Raw genomic sequence first — 16,715 nt, 5'->3', positions numbered from 1 at the left:
CAGCGCGTCGTCGTAGGTGGCAGTGCCCCCAGGCGCCTTGCCAGTATAGTCCTGCCAGCGGCAGGGGTGGGATTATTAGTGCCCGGGTGTTCATCATAGGTGGTGGACTGGCACAGCCACTTGTTGCCGGCGGCATCATCGCTCTCGCTGTGGGTGACGGTATCGACCGTGTAGTAGGTCCAGCCCCCTGGCCGTTGTTATTGTTGACGGTATAGCTCCAGGTCTCGGTCAGCGGATAGAGCTGAGTAGGAGGCGCGCTGGGCAGGTTGGAGCCTTTGATGACTTCCTTGGTCAGATTGTGATAGGTGTTGTTGGTGTTGAGGCCATTGTTGTAGTCGTCGTAGGTGTAGTCGTGTTCGATCCAGGGGGCATTGCTGGTGCTGTTGCCATCGAATTCGGTGGTGACACTACTGAGGAGTGCGATGGTGCAAGCATCGTAGGGATTCCAGCTGGATGGAGGGCCGCTCACACAGGCATTGGAGGTGGTGGGATAGGTGTTGATGGTCTGGCTCAGCAGGCTCGAGGACTGGTAGGTAGCTTGCTGATAAGCCCCCGCGCCGCTTGCCGCCACGCCGCAACTCCGCCACCCACGCTAGCTACGCGCTTCGCGCTCGCCGCTGCTCTTGCTTGATGCGCTGGCGGGTAGCACCAAATATATCGTTCGCGGGCGAAATGTTGCTCGTGCATTTGAGAAAGGCGTTTAGCCCTACCCCACCCCCGCTACGAGAATTGCTCAGGTCAATTACTACTCAGTCGGTGAATAGGGGCGGGCTGCATCTCGTGTCTGTCTGGCGATAGTGTGCAGGATGTTACTTAACACTGCTATAATGGTCGAAGACGAAGCGGGGCATATCAGCGACGATAAACAGTAAAGCGTATGGGAAAGGAAGATGACAAATGAATAAAATTGACATCACTATCAAGAAGGTGTGTGATTATTGCCACCTGGAATGGTCGTTCCACCATCCTGATAGTGTGCCACTTATAACGCTGCATGCGCATTCAATCGTTGGCCTCAGCATTCCTGAGACGTTGGTACGTTGCCCCCAATGCGGGAGAGCATTGTATTTGCGTATCCAGGCACAGCCTTATGACCTTGCTAACCATCTTGACAGTCCTGTAGCAGAATGGTACTTTGCACATCAGGAGCCAGAAACAACTCACGATTGAAAGTAGCAGGGACCACCCTGCTCATATACACAGGAAAAAAGGATACCTCCACTATTCCCTGGTTAGGGCACACGATTCCTGTGAGTGCTGGCATCAGCAGGCGGCAAAACGCAGGCTCAGCATGAGCAAACACCCATGTTCAGATCAGTAGGTAATGAAATAGACCGGTCCCTCTCCGGCTAGCAACGCGAGAGCAACAAGGCGTACAGACGCTCACACTACTCCTCCACCTCCGCCACGTCCATCTCCTCGCCCCAGCGCTCTCCACGCTCTAGCACAATTGAGTCGAAGAGCGCCTCTTGCCGCACGATGATACGCGCTCGCTTCCACATTTCCAGGACGGCCAGGAAGGTTACGATGATGACCAGGCGGGATTGCTCGTGTTCGATCAGTTCTGCGAGCAGCACACTGGGGCGCGCGCTCAAAAGGCTTACAATCGCGGCAATACGCTCGCTCACGCGCACGCGCGCTGCCGGCATCAACACGCTCTTGCCGGCCTCTTCTCTGGCGTGTATCTCCAGCAAGCGCTGGAAAGCCTGGGCCAGCGTCTGAACCTCCATCCCCAGGAGGATGGGAGGCGCCCAATCCAGCTGGGCCTCGATACCGGCCAGTAAGCCGGAACGCCCGTAGGTTTGCAGGCCGGCCTCCTCGCGCTGCCGTAAATAGCCGGCGATCTCCTTTGCCAGCTTATATTCGAGCAGGTGCGCGCGCAATTCTTCCGCCATCGCCGCCGCGCTCTCCATCTCGCCGGTCATCTCCTCTTTAGATGTATGCGGCAGCAGGCTTTGCGATTTGATGAACAGCAGGCGCGAGGCGATAGAGATGAACGCGGCCATATTCGCCAGCGGCATGCCATCAGGCTCCTGCCATTGCCGCAGGTATTCGAGGTACTGATCGGTCACCGCTACCAGCGAGATGGTGGTGATCTCCATCTGGCGCTTTTCAATGAGGTGGAGCAAGAGGTCAAGCGGGCCTTCAAAAACCGGCAGGCGCACAACGTAGCGGGTCGATTGGCCATTGATGGGCACTATCTCGTCAACATGCAATTGTTCTGTCTGATCGAGCATGATTCAGGAAGCCTCGTCTACGATATGCAACTCCGCCGCCGGGCCGTGTGGCTGGTGATGCGTGCGAATATAAAGAGCGGTCCGCTCCGACAGGCCAGCTTCAGCCGCCAGCTCAGCGCCAATTTCGGCGTGAAACCAGGCATAACCCAGTGAAAGACGCCATCTCATTACTATAGAACGTATGAAATGCGTAGGGATCAGATGATAGCGTTTTTGGGGGGATGGGGCCGATAATGAAGTTTCATGACCAACATCGGCAATTCGAGTGGTCCTGGCCGTGTCATTCTGAGCGCAGCGAAGAATCTGTGTCCAGCGCGCCAGAGATTCTTCGCTGCGCTCAGAATGACATGAGTCACATATGCTTCCCGATTTTGCTGGTGTAAACTCATTATCGGCCCCCAGTATCACATCCCCATATATACGTGGATCCAGGGCCGCTCTCGCCAGTAAGCGTGGCGCGCACATTTTGCCCAGCACGATGACCGGGCGTGTCCAGAAAGGCACGCGCCCGCCTGCTTTACCAATATCATGTAACAATGCTGCCGCGAGCATATCTTCATCCTGGCAGCCACGTGCCTGCAAGCCCCGGCATACTCTCAGTGAATGGCGCTGGTCGGCAGCAGACATGCTTTGAAAGAGGGGCAGAGCGGAAGAAGGAAGCCAGCGAGCAACCTCCTCATGTTCCTCAACCGTCAGCGGAGCTACGAACCCGAGTTGCTGGCCTACCTGCCAGAGGCGATAGGCCAGCGCATGCAAAAGCGTTTTCATCGTTCAGAGTAATGGGAAGTTAAACACATAGAGAGCTGTGACAACGTCAACCGGCAGGCCAGATACAGGCCCGATGATATTGAGAGAGCCAAGCAGGATGTAATAAGGAATATGGAAAAGGAAAAAGCCGCCGAGACCTGACAACTGTCCTAAGAAAGGTAGTAGAAACAAAAGCCCCAGGATGATAAAAGGGCCGTAGGGAGCGGATTTGGCGAATTGTACCGCCTGCCGGCTGGGCAGCAGCGTATAGAGTATCTGATACCCGTCGAGTGGATACAGCGGGATGATGTTGAAGATGGCTAAGCTGATGTTGACGCTGGCGAAGACCGCGATCAGCTGCAGCAGGCGAATTGCGACATCATTTTGAAAAAAATGTAGGGGAAAAACAAAGCGCAGCACGACGGCGAAAGCCAGTCCCACAACCAGGCTGGTAACGATGCCACCCAGCGCTACAAACAATGTCCCCATATTCGGGCCGCCGCGCAGCTTCCAGGGGTCGGACTTGACCGGCTTGCCCCAGCCTAAGCCTACCGGTCCTGCTCCTACCGGTAAGAAGGCCAGGATTACGGCCAGCAGCGTTCCTACCGGGTCGAGATGCGCGAACAGGTTGAAGCTCAGTCTTCCCTCGCGGCGAGGAGTAGGGTCGCCCAGCCAGGAGGCGACCAGCGCGTGACCGCACTCGTGGAGTATAATCGCCACTAAAAATGAGACAATGATCATGATTGCCAGAACAACATTTATATCGCTTGCGGACATGCTTATCCTCACTCATTTCTTGAGCGCATCCATGCAGGATGCGGTTACACATCAATTTCCATGCCTTCGAAGGCTGAATATGTATTGGCAAAAAGGGTTTGCGCTTCCGCCTGAATACTGTCTAATTTGTCATCGTCATATGTTGGTTCGTGATGGAAGAGGATTAATTTGCCGGCGTGGGCGGCCTGCGCCACTGTCGTTGCCATCTCGATAGTACTATGGCCGAAGCCCTGCCTGGCATGTTCGTACTCGTCCACGGTATATTGCGCGTCATGTATCAACACATCTGCCCCCTCCACGAATGTAAGAAACTCAGGGTCAAGCTGTTCCCTCCATTCTACATCGGTGGCAAAAACCACTGCCCGGCCTGCGTATTCGATGCGATAGACGACCGCCCCATCGAGGGGATGACTGTTCGTAAGCCTGGCAGTGACACTCACCTCTGCTTCACCCGCGGCCTGTTTTCCTGCAAGCAGGATAGCCGGTCTTCTCTCGCCCTTGCACCAGATAATCTGCTCCTCTTCGCCTATCGTATGAAACGCGCGTCGCGAGGGTAATTTCCTCATATCCACTGGAAAATACGGAGGAGCCATCACCGGGGTTACAACTTGCTCAATATTCATTCCCCCTAAACGCGGCCCAAAGAAATCAATGTGCGCCCGCTCCTCAAAAAGTGGTACAAAAAAAGGCAGGCCAAGCAGGTGGTCGTTATGACCGTGGGTAAGCAGCAGCGTAATGAACAGCGGCTTTTCCGCGGCGCGGCGCAATATATCTTTTCCCAGGCCAATGATCCCGCTGCCGGCGTCAAGGATCAGTGTGTGCTCACCGGCCTCTACCTCGACACACGTCGTATTGCCGCCGTAGCGGATGGTGCCCGGCCCTGGGGTGGGATAGCTTCCACGCACACCCCAGAAGCGAACTCGAAAATGATGCCTGTCTATCATAACATTGCTCCTGCCCTGGAAAAACTGTCGTGCAATTGCTTTATTATATCTTGAGATTGTGGAAAAGGCCATAGGCTATACCCCTTGCTTCTGTCGAACAAATGCGCTATGATACATTTGTCCTGGTGGCTCTTCAGCAAGGAGTACAAGCGTATGGCAGGCAACGATTCGAAGAAGGCGCCGCGGCTTGCGGGGCGAGTGGGGCCTAGCATAGACGCGAATAAAAATTCCCGCGTCAGCAAGGCAGCAGGCAGCATTGGCTCCGAAAGCATGCGCGTCGAGCAGCGAGGCAATGTGATGAAACAGCGTGCCAGTGCTCCTAATCGCAAAGGCCAGGGGCAATCACGCGGCCAGAAGCAGGGACCCAAGGGCGCAGCGCCTGCTAATCGCCCTGTTCCTAAGGCCTCCACTCCGGCGCCCGCTGATGTGCGCTTCATCGGCAGGATGGTCAGAGGCTGGAATAATCTGAAGCCGCATCACCAGCAGCGCATCTATGGGCTTGTACTGATCGGACTCTCGGTCTTGCTGATCTTCAGCCTTACCATATGGCATAAGATTGCCCTGTTCAGCCCGCTTTCGAACTTCTTTGTTGACTTCTTTGGCTGGTCGGCCTATCCGCTGGCATTCGGCCTCTTTATATTCGCCTGCGCGCACTTTCTTGAGGGCCTGCGCAATGCGCGCTTCATTCGTATGTCCCTTGTTTTCGGCCTGTTTGTCCTCTTGCTGCTCTTACTTGCTGAAAGCCAGCTCATCGGCCATGGGAGAACCGGCGGTATCGTCGGCCAATTGTTGGTAGCGCCATTGAATGGCTGGCCTGCCCTGGCCGGGCACGTGCTGGTTATAGGGTTGTTCATCATCGCGGCCATTCTCACATTCCGCATCACACTCGGACATGTACGTATCGTCACCGGCTTTTTCGGCAAAACCTTTTCTGGCGCGCGCCGGCCATCTTCCTATGGCAACCGGCCCTCGCCATTTCTTGGCCAGCGCCCGCAGTACAGCCGTTACGCCAGTAGCCTTGCGCCGGCACCGGCGGGAGCGCCGGCCCGCTCTGGAATGCGGCCCAACGCTGGTGAGGACGACCTGGAAGAAGATTCAGGCCCGATTGAATTCAACGCCGATTTTGATGATGACGACCCGGACAACGACATTAACGTGCATAAGCAGCAGGTAGGTCTTGTTCCACGCGGGGCGCGTTCTCCCCAGCCACTGGATCGCGAAGAGCATAAAGCCGCTGTGCAGGGCGCGCGCCAGCAACCTTTGCCTTTTAAGGAGATGACCGGGAACGGCAGGCATGCCGCGAACAATAACGCTCTCGACGATGAAGACGAGATGGAGCCGCTTGCCCCCAATCCTTTGCGCGCCAGGCCGCCTAAAGTAGCCGCCCAGGCCGCTAAACCCGGCCTTGAATCGCCCTGGAAACTACCCGATACCAACATCCTGAACAATCCTGAAGAAGTCAAATTGCAGTTGTTCGGCGATGATACCTCCTCGCTGGCGAAGGTAATCCAGGATACGCTGCGTAGTTTCCGCGTCGAGGCAGAAGTGCGGCCCGAAGATATCAGCATTGGCCCCACGGTGATCCGTTTCGGCATTCGACCAACGGGCAAACCGGCCATGAAGGTCGATGAAAAGGGGCGACAGGTGCCCATCAAAGATGCTGCCGGTAACATCGTCTATGAATCGCGCACGCGCGTCAGCCGTATCATGGCCCTGCAAAATGATCTCGCGCTTGTCCTGGAAGCGAAAAATATCCGTATGGAGGCGCCGGTGCCCGGTCGCCCCTACGTCGGCGTCGAGATTCCGAACAAGAACAGCCGCCTCGTCACCCTGCGAGAAATCCTGGAAAGCAAGGAGTACCAGGCAGCAAAGGCAAAATCCAGGCTGGCCGTGGCGCTGGGCAAAGATGTGGCGGGTGCCGTGCGTGTGGGTGACCTGGCACGCATGCCGCACCTGTTGATTGCCGGAGCGACAGGGGCTGGTAAATCGGTTAGCATTAACGCCATCATTTGCAGCATCCTGACCCAGGCCACGCCCGATGATGTGCGCATGTTGATGGTCGATCCCAAAATGGTCGAACTGAACATGTACAATGGCATCCCGCACCTGCTCTCGCCGGTCGTCACCGAAGTCGACAAAGTCGTGGGCCTGCTCAAAATCGCGATTAGCGAGATGGAGAAACGCTATCGTCTCTTCTCACAGCTGGGCGTGCGCAACCTGGATGGATACCGCAAACTGCGGGCCGAACGTGTTGCTCGTGGCGATAACGTCCTGAAGAACCTGCCCGCCATCGTGATCATCATCGATGAACTGGCCGATCTGATGATGGCCGCTCCCGAAGAGGTTGAAGGACTGATCTGCCGCCTCGCGCAACTGGCACGCGCCACCGGCATTCACCTGGTGGTTGCCACGCAGCGCCCTTCCGTCGATGTCATCACCGGCCTGATCAAAGCCAATATTCCCACCCGCATCTCGTTTATGGTCAGCTCAGCTGTGGACTCGCGCACGATTATCGATATGGGAGGAGCCGAGCGCCTGCTTGGGCGCGGCGATATGCTCTATCTCCCGGCGGACGCGGGCAAACCCGAGCGCATCCAGGGCGCCTTCGTCGCCGACGATGAAGCTGAAAGGTTGGTCAATTACTGGCGGCAGCAGGCAACAGAACATGCCGCGGCAGCGGCGGCAGCCAATGGCGGGAATGGAGCGGCAGCTTCCCCATTGCCCGTCGAACCCGGTTGGGAGGTCAGCGAGCGCATCTCCGATGAATACGAACTCGACGATGAGTTGCTGGACCAGGCGGAGCAGGTCGTCCACGAGTACGAACGCGCCTCCATCTCGCTCTTGCAGCGCCGCCTGCGCATCGGCTACTCGCGTGCCGCTCGCCTGATCGACCTGCTGGAGGAGCGAGGCGTGATAGGCCGTTCCGAACCGGGTGGTCGCCCGCGCGAAGTCTACGATAACCGCCCGTTCAAAAATGGCGGCAATGGCAATCGCGGTGAAGGCAGGACGATGGCCGACGAGGCCGCTGACATCATTGCCGAGGAGAAGGCCCGCGAGGAGTTCCTGAAGAAACAGGCCATGAATGCGAATCGGCCTTCGCAGGGGCAGGGGAATGGCTCCTAGTGGGCGCCGTCCCTTTTATTGTAGAGAATCCTCCTCCAACTCCTTCACCAACCTTGCATCCAGCTTATCGCTTAAATCCAATTTCGCGAACAGGTCAGGGCGGCGCTGCTTCGTGCGGCGCAGGGACTCTTTGCGGCGCCACTTCGCGATCTCGGCGTGATTGCCTGAAAGCAGCACGTCGGGAACTTTCCAGCCGCGGAACTCCGGCGGGCGCGTGTAGTGTGGATACTCCAGCAGGTTGCCGCTATGCGATTCTTCCTGCGTTGATTCTTCGCTATTCAGGACGCCGGGAATGAGGCGGCTCGTCGCATCGACCACCACCATGGCCGCCAGTTCGCCTCCGGTCAGCACGTAATCGCCAATCGAGATTTCATCGGTCACCAGGTGTTGCAGCACGCGCTCGTCGATGCCCTCGTAATGGCCACAGATCAACGTTACACGCGGCTCCTGGGACAGCGTTCGCGCGATGTGCTGGTTGAATAAACGGCCCTGGGGCGTCAGCAGGATGATTGGCCCGCCCGCGTAGACGGCCTCGACCGCCGCAAAAATCGGCTCCGGCTTCATCACCATGCCAGCCCCGCCGCCATAGGGATAGTCATCAACAATGTGGTGTTTGTCGGTCGTGGCATCACGAATATTGTGCAGGGCAATGCTGAGCAGCCCGCGCTCCTGCGCGCGCTTGAGAATGCTTTCGGAAAATGGCCCCTGGAACATGTCGGGAAACAGCGTAAAGATGTCGAAATGCATGAGAAACCTCGCTATTGGTACGCCAATTCTCGCGTTTTGTGTTACAATAGCATTGTTGCCTCGTGTTAGCAAGTGGTTTTTGAGGTCGAAGGAAGCATGTCCCTGTCCCAGATACAACAATCCCAGGATTTACATGATCAAATGACTATTCTGATTGGCAGCGCTGTGAGGCTGCTCAACGGCGTTGCCGGGGTCTTCGTCGTATCCAACGAAGCGTTTGACCCGCAGAGTAGTACCGAATATACGCTATACAACCTGGACGAGGCTGCCTGCGTAGATTTATTAGCATATGTACGCGAGCGCAAGCAGCCGAACTCGGCCTGCCCTCTGCTGGTCGATACCTTACCGCCGGCGTTGACCTTGCAATTTGGAATAGCTGATGAATCCCTGGAAGCGGGTAGGGAACCGCCGGCCTACGAACGCTGCTCGCTATTCCTGTACGATCACGCGGGCGTTCTCGGTATGCTGCATGCCGTGCGCCTGGCCGGAGCGCGCTCTTGCTTCGAGAGCGCCGAAGAGCCAGGTGGTACAATACGCCTGTTCATCACGCACCTGGCATCCGGCCTGCGCTCGGCTTTAAAATCGCAATCGCTGGTAAAGGAGCAATTACGGTTAGCGGCGATCTTCCAGCAGAGCGACGAGGGTATCCTGACGGTCGATACGGCGCTGCGTATCATCGACTTCAACCCGGCTATGGAGAGGCTGACCGGCTGGCTTGAAAGTGAAGTGTTGGGGCGCTTCTATTATGAAGTCCTGCGCCCAAGAGACCGCCAGGGCAACGAACTGGGATTGGAGGGGTCGCCCATCCTGCAGGCCTTTGCCGGGCAGAGGGTCGTCAATCGCGAAGTTGTCATTTCGGCTCGCGATGGGCAGCGCTTCGATGTCAGCGTCACGGCCTCGTGCGTGCGCTCGGCGAAAGGTGAGCCAGTTAGCGGTATTTTGACGATCCGCGATATTACGCGCGAGCGCGAGCAGGAGGAACAGCGTTCGACCTTTATCTCGGTGATCTCGCACGAATTGCAGACGCCTATCGCTATCATCAAGGGCTATGCCTCGACGCTGGCACGCGCGGACGCTACGTTTGACGCGGAGAGCCTGCGCTCGCGGCTGAACGCGATAGAAGAGGAGGCTGACCGCCTCAATAAGCTGGTGGGGAACCTGCTCTATGCCTCGCGCATCCAGGCAGGTGGCCTGCAAATGGATATCGCCCCGCTTGACCTGGCGCGCCTGATCATAAGCGTCGTCCATCGCCTGCGCGTGAAAAGCCCGGATGTGAAAGTCGAACTGAATCTGCCGCCTAACTTGCCCACAGTGATGGCGGATAGAGATCGTATTGAAGAGGTGTTGCAAAATCTTTTGGATAATGCTATTAAATACTCGCCGGATAGACGCGAGTTGACTATCGCCTGTCGCGCGACGGGCGACGAAGTAATTGTGAGCGTGAGCGATGCTGGCATGGGCATTTCACTGCGCGAACAGGAACAAATTTTTAATCGTTTCCATCGCGCAGGAGAGAGCATGTCCAGCTCAACCCAGGGGGCAGGACTCGGCTTATACATCAGCCGCGCTATAGTAGAGGCGCATGGTGGGCATATCTGGGTCGAAAGCACCCTGCACCAGGGTTCGACATTTTCGTTCAGTTTGCCACGTGAAGAAAAAGCCTATTTACCGATGGTGGTGTTTTGATGGAGAAGGAAGTTTTTGACGCGCGCGATATGACCATTCTCATCGTTGATGATGAGCCGCGTATCCGCGATTTCATACGGATGAATCTGGAATTGGAGCATTATACCGTCCTGGAAGCGAGCAATGGCATCGAGGCCCTGGAACAACTGCGCGAGCACCTGCCAGATCTGATCGTGCTGGACGTAATGATGCCTGAAATGGACGGCTTTGAGACGCTGCGCAATATTCGCGAGGTTTCAACCGTGCCCGTCATTATGCTGACCGTGCGCCAGAGCGAGCAGGATAAGATTCGCGGGCTTGATCTGGGAGCCGATGATTACCTTGCCAAACCTTTTAGCCCGCGCGAACTGCTCTCGCGCATCCGGGCGCTGTTACGCCGCTCCTTCATGGCTCCTCCGGCCCGCAAGACAGAGATTGTCGTCGATCCCGATCTCAAAATTGATTTCTCGAAGCGTGAAGTGATTGTGCGCGGCAAGAAAGTCGTCCTGCGACCAACTGAGTACCGGCTCCTGTATCACCTGGTCAATAACGCCGGGAAGCTGCTGACGCATGAAACGCTGCTCTCCAAGGTCTGGGGGCGTGAATACCGCGATGAGGCGCACTACCTGCGCCTCTACATCACCTACCTGCGCCAGAAGATCGAGGTCGATCCGGCGCATCCTAAATACATCCTGACGGAACGCGGCGTGGGTTACCGCTTTAAAGAAATCGAGGAGCAGTAATATGCATGAGCAAAAGCAGCATAAAGTAGCTGGCCATACTACGACCAGCTACTTTGTGCTGCTTTTGCTCGCGCTACTTGTTTCCTCCTGTTCATTAGGTGGCGGTCCGCCAATGAGTATTGCTACACCAACTCCTACCCAGGTACCGGGCAGCAATCTCCCGGCGCCTACAGTGGTGGATCTGCCGGACATATTAGAAACGGAACAGCTACTTTTAATGACGCCGCATCCCGTGCGGGACCTGTATAGTCTTGCGCAGAGACTGAAATTGCATACCTCGTCGCCGATCCCACATGTGGGGCGTACAAAGCCGCTCAATGCGCATCCTGGACAGGAAGACTCCTTCTGGCTCCATAACTCTGATAGCGATACATACTCGCGTATCCGCGCAAAGCTGGTGAACATCACTCCGCATGTGTATATGTATGTAGAAGATGGGCAACAGGTGAATCTGGCCGCCCTTGCATCATCTGCCACTATCTTCGAAAAGCAGATTTATCCCACCGAGCGCGCAAATTTTGGCAGCGAGTGGAGTCCTGGCATCGACGATGATGTACATCTGACAATACTCAACGCCGCCGGCTTAGGAACAAATACCGGTGGGTACTTCTCTGAGATAGACGAATATCCAACCAGTGTGAACCCTTATAGCAACGAGCGCGAAATGTTCTATGTGAACCTGGATAGCACTATTCCCGGCAGCGCGGACTACAATGGCACACTCGCGCATGAGTTCCAGCTCATGATTCATTGGCACCTGCATCCCTCCGATCCAGGCTGGGTGAACGAAGGCATGTCAGTCCTGGCGCAGCAGATCAATGGATATCCGGCGGAAGGGGTTGATCTCGCATTCGTGCAATCGCCCGACACTCAGCTCAACGATTGGAGCAATGATATCAATGCCGCGCTGCCTCACTATGGAGCGGGCTACCTTTTTATGGACTATTTCGCGGAACATTACGGCGGTTATAGTGTGCTCAAGGAGCTATTGCAGGACCCCGCGACGCCTCCTACCAATTTTGACGACGTGCTGGCCAAGCATGGTTATACTGATCGCTTCATGGATGTGTTCAACAAGTGGCTCATCGCCAATTACGTGGAAGATCCCAACGTTGATCAGGGCGAGTACGGCTATCTTTCTATAGACCTGCCCGGCGTCAATCCACAGCACTCCATCACTCATTATCCAGGCACCGAAACGGACGCGGTTCATCAATATGCAGCCGAGTATTATGATTTTCAACCGCAAGGGCGACGCGGAACGCTCGCAATCAGTCTCAAAGGTACCCCTACCGTTCGTGTTATTGGTAATGACCCGCTCGGGTCGCCCGCTGAATGGTGGAGTAACAGCTATGATACTATGGACAGCACGCTAACGCGCAGCTTCGACCTGACGAGCTTGAAGGGAAAGCATGTCGCGCTGCAATTCGCTACCTGGTTCGACCTGGAAAAAGACCATGATTACGCCTTCGTCGAAGTCTCAACGGATGGTACGAACTGGACTACGCTCAAGGGGAACTATACGACGAATAGCAATCCGAACGGTTTGAACTGGGGCAATGGCTATACCGCTGCCAGCGGCGGCAGCACTCCCTCATGGGTGCAGGAGAGCGTGGACCTGACACCTTACAGCGGTAAAAATATTCAGGTGCGTTTTGAAACAGTCACGGACGACGCTGTCAGTCTTCAGGGCTTTGCCATCGATCAAATTCGTATACCACAGCTCAATTTTCAGGATGCGGTTGACAGCGATAATGGCTGGGTAAGCAAGGGTTTCATACGTTCGAATAACGTGTTGCCAGAACACTACGATGTGCAGGCGCTCATTTACTCAGGGTCAACCTTTCGGGTGGTGCCAATGCCGGTTGATCTTGCGAGCGGCCAGGGCAAACTGATCATTCCAGGTTTTGGTACGCAGGCCACGCGAGTTGTCTTGATCGTCTCGGCCAATGCTCCCGAGACGACACTACTGGCCCATTATCAAGTGAGCGCGACAATTGGTTAGAGTCGATGATGAATTGACAAAAAGAACATCATCGGCCCTTTCAAGGAAGACATCAGGAAGGAACTAGCTAGAAGGAAAGGGAATATTTATGAACAAAAAGGAACGTGTAGATGCAGCGCTACGAGGAGACCCGGTAGATCGAGTTCCTGCCAGCATGTGGGGACACGACTTCGAACGGGAATGGCATCCGCAATCGCTGGCCGAGGCGATGGTTGAGAACTTCACCCGCTATGACTGGGATTATATGAAGGTCAACCCACGCGCCTGCTATCATGTCGAGGGATGGGGCGTCCAGGTGCGTCCATCAGGGGAGAAATACAAAGCGCCCATCATAGAAGATACTCCCATCAGGAGCGCCTCGGATTGGAAGCGACTGCGACCCCTCGAACCCGACCAGGGCGCATTGGGCGAGCAGTTGAAGGCATTGCAGTTGATCAACCACTCCATCGGCTACGACGCCTACTTCGTCCAGACCATCTTCTGTCCCCTGGGGGTTGCAAAGTACCTGGCGGGCAACAAAAACGAACCTGTGCTACAGACTATCGCTGAAGACCGCAACGCCATGCACGCGGCCCTGCGCGTTATCACCGAAACATTCATCAACTACGCCATCGCCTGCCTGGAAGAGGGCGCCAGCGGCATCTTCTATGCCACCAATGGCTGGGCGAGCGAGGGCATGTTAACCGCGGATCAGTATCGCGAGTTCGGCGAGCAATATGACCTGGAGTTCCTGGATGCCATTAAGAGCAGGAGCAAATTCAATATCCTGCACAACTGCGGCTCTCACATCTACTTTGACCTGCTTGAGACCTACCCGGTGCAGGCCATCAACTGGGCGGCCACCGTCGAGGGCAATCCTGACCTGGGTGAGGGCAAATTGCGCTCCGATAAAGCCGTAATGGGCGGGATCAGCGAAAAAACCGTGCTGAAAAATGGCTCACCGGAGCAGGTGCGCGAGGAGGTCGAGAAGGCGCTGGAACTGACCGGCGGAAGGCATTTTCTGCTTGCGCCCGGTTGCTCGATTCCGCCTGAGACGCCCGCGGAAAACCTGCTCGCCATCCGCAGCGTGCTTTCTTGACGCGCGAAACCCGCAGGAACAGGGCTTGACGCCTGCCCGCACCGGCATAATGCTCACTCGCGGCGCCTCTCTTGACACGCTGAAGTACATTAGCTATACTTTTTCGACAGGGACAAAGCGGTATTATGTGGCGGGCAGGTGGTCATCACAGGTCAACCCAGAAGCAATGAGGGCAATTGCAAGGCGCGACAAGGGGTCGCGCCCAATTCTTTTTGACTGGATAAATAGATTTCAAGCAGTATGGAGCGATATCGAACAATGCGAGCTTACTCCGCGGGAGGAGTTGTTTTTCGTCTTGTTCCGATAGATAGTCCGCAGAACAGGATGGTCACGGATCTGGATTTGTGGGGGTCGGGGCAATTCGGTGATACAATAGTAGAGGTAGCTCTCGTGGGACGGAGTCACCCCGGCATCTGGGCTTTACCCAAGGGAACCCCACGCGCTGGAGAAACAATCGAGCAGGTTGCTGTGCGAGAAGTGCAGGAAGAGACCGGCTTGCAGGTGCGCCTGATTGCCTATATCGGGAGCATCTCCTACTCGTTTGTGCGCGACCATGTACGGTACCAAAAACAGGTACGTCACTTCTTGTTCGAGGCCATCGGAGGCGATACGTCTTTGCATGACCACGAATACGATGTCGTGGAATGGTTTCCTTTTGCCGAGGCCAGTCGCCGCCTGACGTATCAGAATGAGGTGAATATCCTTTACCAGGCGGAAGAAGTATTGCACCGTTGGTTACAGGACCGCCGCGGCGATCAGGAAGGACGGCATTAGTCAGATGCAAAGCCAGCGGCGTTATTCGCTCTTCCGGCGTTTGCTCTTCCCTTACAGTGGGGAGCAGCCGCTTACTCGCAAGCAAGGATTGCGCGTATTGGTAGCATGGATGCTGTTTTTTCCGCTCACCATGTCGCTTATCACGTTGGTAATAGCCGTAATCGGGTCATTTACCCTGCATAGGACGATCCTGCTTTTCGTCGTCGCCTTTCTCTCGGGCGTGTTCATCTTCGGTCTACTGGGTTGGGTAGTTGTCAGCATGAGCAACAGAGCTGCTCGTATTCGCCAGGCATGGAAGGCTGAAAGAAGCCAGTAATGACCATGGAGGTTGCAATGGATCTAAGTGTTGAAGGTAAATCGGAGCGTATTCCGCCCGGCTCGCATATTTGCCAACTCTATAGTAAAGTGACAGAGATTCCGGGTGTCACTGCGCGCTTGATGCGTGTGGGCCTTTCGCTTTCGGAAAAGTGCATGTTTGCTGCCGCTCCGGCACAATTGAAAGAGTTCCGCGAAGAGCTGCAGAAGTTACAGATCGATGTCGATGCGGCAATCGAGGCGGGACAACTGGTGCTGCATGACGAACGCGAGATCTTCCTCTCCAACGGCAAGCGCTTCGACCCTTATGCCTTACTCTCTTCCCACCAGACATTTATTGCCCAGGCCCTACGAGAGGGATGGCAGGCGGTACGTATTTCCATTGATATGACCTGGCTCACCAAGGATATCGCGTCCCCGGAACAGATTCTGAAGTACGAGGCCGCCTCGGATGCCGTCTTTACCTTCCAGAACGCGCCCATCATCGCGTTGATGCACTACGACCACAGTAAATTAATTCCCAGCCTGGTCGTAGAGATGCTCAAGCTGCATCCCATCGCCGTCGTGGGCAAGTACATCAAACGCAACCCCTACTATTTGAATTCTGAGCAATATATGCTCAAAATCCTGCGCATCAATCGGAATAAGGAACAAAATTCAGGTCAATAGCTAGAACCGGTTGCCACAGCGAAGCTGTGGCAACCGGTTCTAGCTATTGACCTGATTATCATCGCTTGTCTGGCTCGGTAGCTGCCGCTGCCCTGCGCCGGGACCACCGAGTTGCAATTGCTGTTTCATTGCCTGCAACTGCGCGTCGACGTTCTGCTGGGAACTGATCTGGCGCAACTCGCGGTCCAACGTATCGCCCTGCCCCGGTCCCAGCATACCCTGCTCGCCGAGCGTTCCCTGCTCGATCAGCTCTTCCATCGCATTGGCACGCGCCTGCATCGCCAATACCTTATCCTGCGCGCGCTGCATTGCCAGATTCATCTCGGTCATCTCCTGAGAAATGCCCGTGGCCGCCTCGTTGATCTTCACCTGCGCCTGTGCCGCGCCATATTGCGCCTTCACCATCTCCTTTTGCGTGCGGAAAGCCTCGACGCGGGCCGAGATTGTGCGCTCCATATTGATCAGTCGCTCTTCCTGCTCCTTCAGTTGGGCAATCTGCTGCTCATAGCTATTGAGTTGAACTATCAATGTCTCTTTGCGCTGCAAGGCCATACGCGCCAGGTCCTCGCGATTCGCCTGTAGCGCCTGCATCGCCTGCGAATCCAGCTTATTGCTCTGCTGCAAAAGCTGGGAGCGAAGCATCTCCAGCCGCTTTTCGTTCGTCACCACATCGGCAATCGAGCGCCGCAGTTGTTGCAGTTGCTCGAGCTGCTTTGTATACGAGTAATCCATTACCTGACCGGGGTCCTCGGCCCTATCCAGGGCCGCGTTCGCGCGAATACGAAACAACGTGGCGAGGCGTGAAAAAAAGCCCATCTGACTGCCTCCTTAATTTAAAGAACATATCCTCTTTAGGAACATACCCTACTGATAAGTTTCCTGTATTTTACA

The 16,715-nt window shown here is 55.7% G+C and carries 16 protein-coding genes; 9 read left to right on the top strand and 7 right to left on the bottom strand.

Features of this window, described 5'->3' with window-relative positions:
• On the bottom strand, positions 1-571 hold a 571-nt coding region (locus VFA09_21155; protein HZU69794.1), incomplete at its 3' end, for a hypothetical protein.
• A 326-nt stretch (positions 572-897) separates the two neighbouring features.
• On the opposite strand from VFA09_21155, the gene VFA09_21150 reads away from it, so the two are divergent.
• A complete protein-coding gene (locus tag VFA09_21150; protein HZU69793.1) occupies positions 898-1,170 on the top strand; it encodes a hypothetical protein in 273 nt (90 codons plus the stop codon).
• A gap of 218 nt (positions 1,171-1,388) precedes the next feature.
• Here VFA09_21150 and VFA09_21145 read toward each other — a convergent pair whose 3' ends face one another.
• The 4 genes from VFA09_21145 to VFA09_21130 are packed head-to-tail and all read right to left on the bottom strand — an operon-like array spanning position 1,389 to position 4,705.
• On the bottom strand, positions 1,389-2,237 hold the full coding sequence (locus tag VFA09_21145) for a segregation/condensation protein A (protein HZU69792.1): 849 nt from the start codon (positions 2,235-2,237) through the stop codon (positions 1,389-1,391).
• Positions 2,238-2,240: 3 nt separating this feature from the next.
• Positions 2,241-2,993 (bottom strand): HD domain-containing protein, encoded by a 753-nt coding sequence (locus VFA09_21140; GenBank protein ID HZU69791.1) that lies wholly within the window; start codon positions 2,991-2,993, stop codon positions 2,241-2,243.
• 15 nt (positions 2,994-3,008) lie between these two features.
• Positions 3,009-3,761, bottom strand: a complete 753-nt coding sequence (locus VFA09_21135) for a site-2 protease family protein (protein ID HZU69790.1) — start codon at positions 3,759-3,761, stop codon at positions 3,009-3,011.
• A gap of 44 nt (positions 3,762-3,805) precedes the next feature.
• Positions 3,806-4,705: an MBL fold metallo-hydrolase gene (locus tag VFA09_21130; protein HZU69789.1), complete on the bottom strand. Its 900-nt coding sequence runs from the start codon at positions 4,703-4,705 to the stop codon at positions 3,806-3,808.
• 153 nt (positions 4,706-4,858) lie between these two features.
• On the opposite strand from VFA09_21130, the gene VFA09_21125 reads away from it, so the two are divergent.
• Complete coding sequence (locus VFA09_21125; protein HZU69788.1) at positions 4,859-7,828, top strand: DNA translocase FtsK 4TM domain-containing protein; 2,970 nt, start codon at positions 4,859-4,861, stop codon at positions 7,826-7,828.
• Positions 7,829-7,843: 15 nt separating this feature from the next.
• Here VFA09_21125 and trmD read toward each other — a convergent pair whose 3' ends face one another.
• On the bottom strand, positions 7,844-8,575 hold the full coding sequence (gene trmD, locus VFA09_21120; protein ID HZU69787.1) for a tRNA (guanosine(37)-N1)-methyltransferase TrmD: 732 nt from the start codon (positions 8,573-8,575) through the stop codon (positions 7,844-7,846).
• Between the two features lie 141 nt (positions 8,576-8,716).
• On the opposite strand from trmD, the gene VFA09_21115 reads away from it, so the two are divergent.
• The 7 genes from VFA09_21115 to VFA09_21085 all read left to right on the top strand — a co-directional run bounded on the left by VFA09_21115 (position 8,717) and on the right by VFA09_21085 (position 15,824).
• Positions 8,717-10,261 carry an ATP-binding protein gene (locus tag VFA09_21115; GenBank protein HZU69786.1) on the top strand — a complete coding sequence of 515 codons (1,545 nt, stop codon included), beginning with the start codon at positions 8,717-8,719 and terminating at the stop codon, positions 10,259-10,261.
• Positions 10,261-10,983 (top strand): response regulator transcription factor, encoded by a 723-nt coding sequence (locus tag VFA09_21110; protein HZU69785.1) that lies wholly within the window; start codon positions 10,261-10,263, stop codon positions 10,981-10,983. Before VFA09_21115 ends, VFA09_21110 begins: the two co-directional genes overlap by 1 nt.
• 1 nt (position 10,984) lies before the next feature.
• Positions 10,985-12,988 (top strand): hypothetical protein, encoded by a 2,004-nt coding sequence (locus VFA09_21105; protein HZU69784.1) that lies wholly within the window; start codon positions 10,985-10,987, stop codon positions 12,986-12,988.
• A gap of 88 nt (positions 12,989-13,076) precedes the next feature.
• Positions 13,077-14,066 carry a uroporphyrinogen decarboxylase family protein gene (locus VFA09_21100; protein ID HZU69783.1) on the top strand — a complete coding sequence of 330 codons (990 nt, stop codon included), beginning with the start codon at positions 13,077-13,079 and terminating at the stop codon, positions 14,064-14,066.
• A gap of 258 nt (positions 14,067-14,324) precedes the next feature.
• Complete coding sequence (locus VFA09_21095; protein ID HZU69782.1) at positions 14,325-14,840, top strand: NUDIX hydrolase; 516 nt, start codon at positions 14,325-14,327, stop codon at positions 14,838-14,840.
• Positions 14,841-14,844: 4 nt separating this feature from the next.
• Positions 14,845-15,156: a hypothetical protein gene (locus VFA09_21090; GenBank protein HZU69781.1), complete on the top strand. Its 312-nt coding sequence runs from the start codon at positions 14,845-14,847 to the stop codon at positions 15,154-15,156.
• A gap of 17 nt (positions 15,157-15,173) precedes the next feature.
• The gene (locus VFA09_21085) at positions 15,174-15,824 is read left to right on the top strand and encodes an MEDS domain-containing protein (protein HZU69780.1); all 651 of its coding nucleotides are present in this window, start codon (positions 15,174-15,176) and stop codon (positions 15,822-15,824) included.
• A gap of 39 nt (positions 15,825-15,863) precedes the next feature.
• Here VFA09_21085 and VFA09_21080 read toward each other — a convergent pair whose 3' ends face one another.
• Positions 15,864-16,640, bottom strand: coding sequence for a PspA/IM30 family protein (locus VFA09_21080; protein HZU69779.1), 777 nt, complete (start codon positions 16,638-16,640; stop codon positions 15,864-15,866).
• Between the last annotated feature and the right edge of the window lie 75 nt (positions 16,641-16,715).

The sequence above is a fragment of the Ktedonobacteraceae bacterium genome, assembly GCA_035653615.1.
Taxonomy (GTDB): domain Bacteria; phylum Chloroflexota; class Ktedonobacteria; order Ktedonobacterales; family Ktedonobacteraceae; genus DASRBN01.
This window is presented reverse-complemented; position numbering and strand designations above follow the sequence as displayed.

Excerpts from the sequence above, each read along its gene's own strand:
- trmD (HZU69787.1), bottom strand. The coding sequence starts at position 8,575 with ATGCATTTCGACATCTTTACGCTGTTTCCCGACATGTTCCAGGGGCCA.
- VFA09_21145 (HZU69792.1), bottom strand. The coding sequence starts at position 2,237 with ATGCTCGATCAGACAGAACAATTGCATGTTGACGAGATAGTGCCCATC.
- VFA09_21090 (HZU69781.1), top strand. The coding sequence starts at position 14,845 with ATGCAAAGCCAGCGGCGTTATTCGCTCTTCCGGCGTTTGCTCTTCCCT.
- VFA09_21095 (HZU69782.1), top strand. The coding sequence starts at position 14,325 with ATGCGAGCTTACTCCGCGGGAGGAGTTGTTTTTCGTCTTGTTCCGATA.
- VFA09_21130 (HZU69789.1), bottom strand. The coding sequence starts at position 4,705 with ATGATAGACAGGCATCATTTTCGAGTTCGCTTCTGGGGTGTGCGTGGA.
- VFA09_21105 (HZU69784.1), top strand. The coding sequence starts at position 10,985 with ATGCATGAGCAAAAGCAGCATAAAGTAGCTGGCCATACTACGACCAGC.
- VFA09_21100 (HZU69783.1), top strand. The coding sequence starts at position 13,077 with ATGAACAAAAAGGAACGTGTAGATGCAGCGCTACGAGGAGACCCGGTA.
- VFA09_21080 (HZU69779.1), bottom strand. The coding sequence starts at position 16,640 with ATGGGCTTTTTTTCACGCCTCGCCACGTTGTTTCGTATTCGCGCGAAC.
- VFA09_21125 (HZU69788.1), top strand. The coding sequence starts at position 4,859 with ATGGCAGGCAACGATTCGAAGAAGGCGCCGCGGCTTGCGGGGCGAGTG.
- VFA09_21150 (HZU69793.1), top strand. The coding sequence starts at position 898 with ATGAATAAAATTGACATCACTATCAAGAAGGTGTGTGATTATTGCCAC.
- VFA09_21135 (HZU69790.1), bottom strand. The coding sequence starts at position 3,761 with ATGTCCGCAAGCGATATAAATGTTGTTCTGGCAATCATGATCATTGTC.
- VFA09_21110 (HZU69785.1), top strand. The coding sequence starts at position 10,261 with ATGGAGAAGGAAGTTTTTGACGCGCGCGATATGACCATTCTCATCGTT.
- VFA09_21085 (HZU69780.1), top strand. The coding sequence starts at position 15,174 with ATGGATCTAAGTGTTGAAGGTAAATCGGAGCGTATTCCGCCCGGCTCG.
- VFA09_21115 (HZU69786.1), top strand. The coding sequence starts at position 8,717 with ATGACTATTCTGATTGGCAGCGCTGTGAGGCTGCTCAACGGCGTTGCC.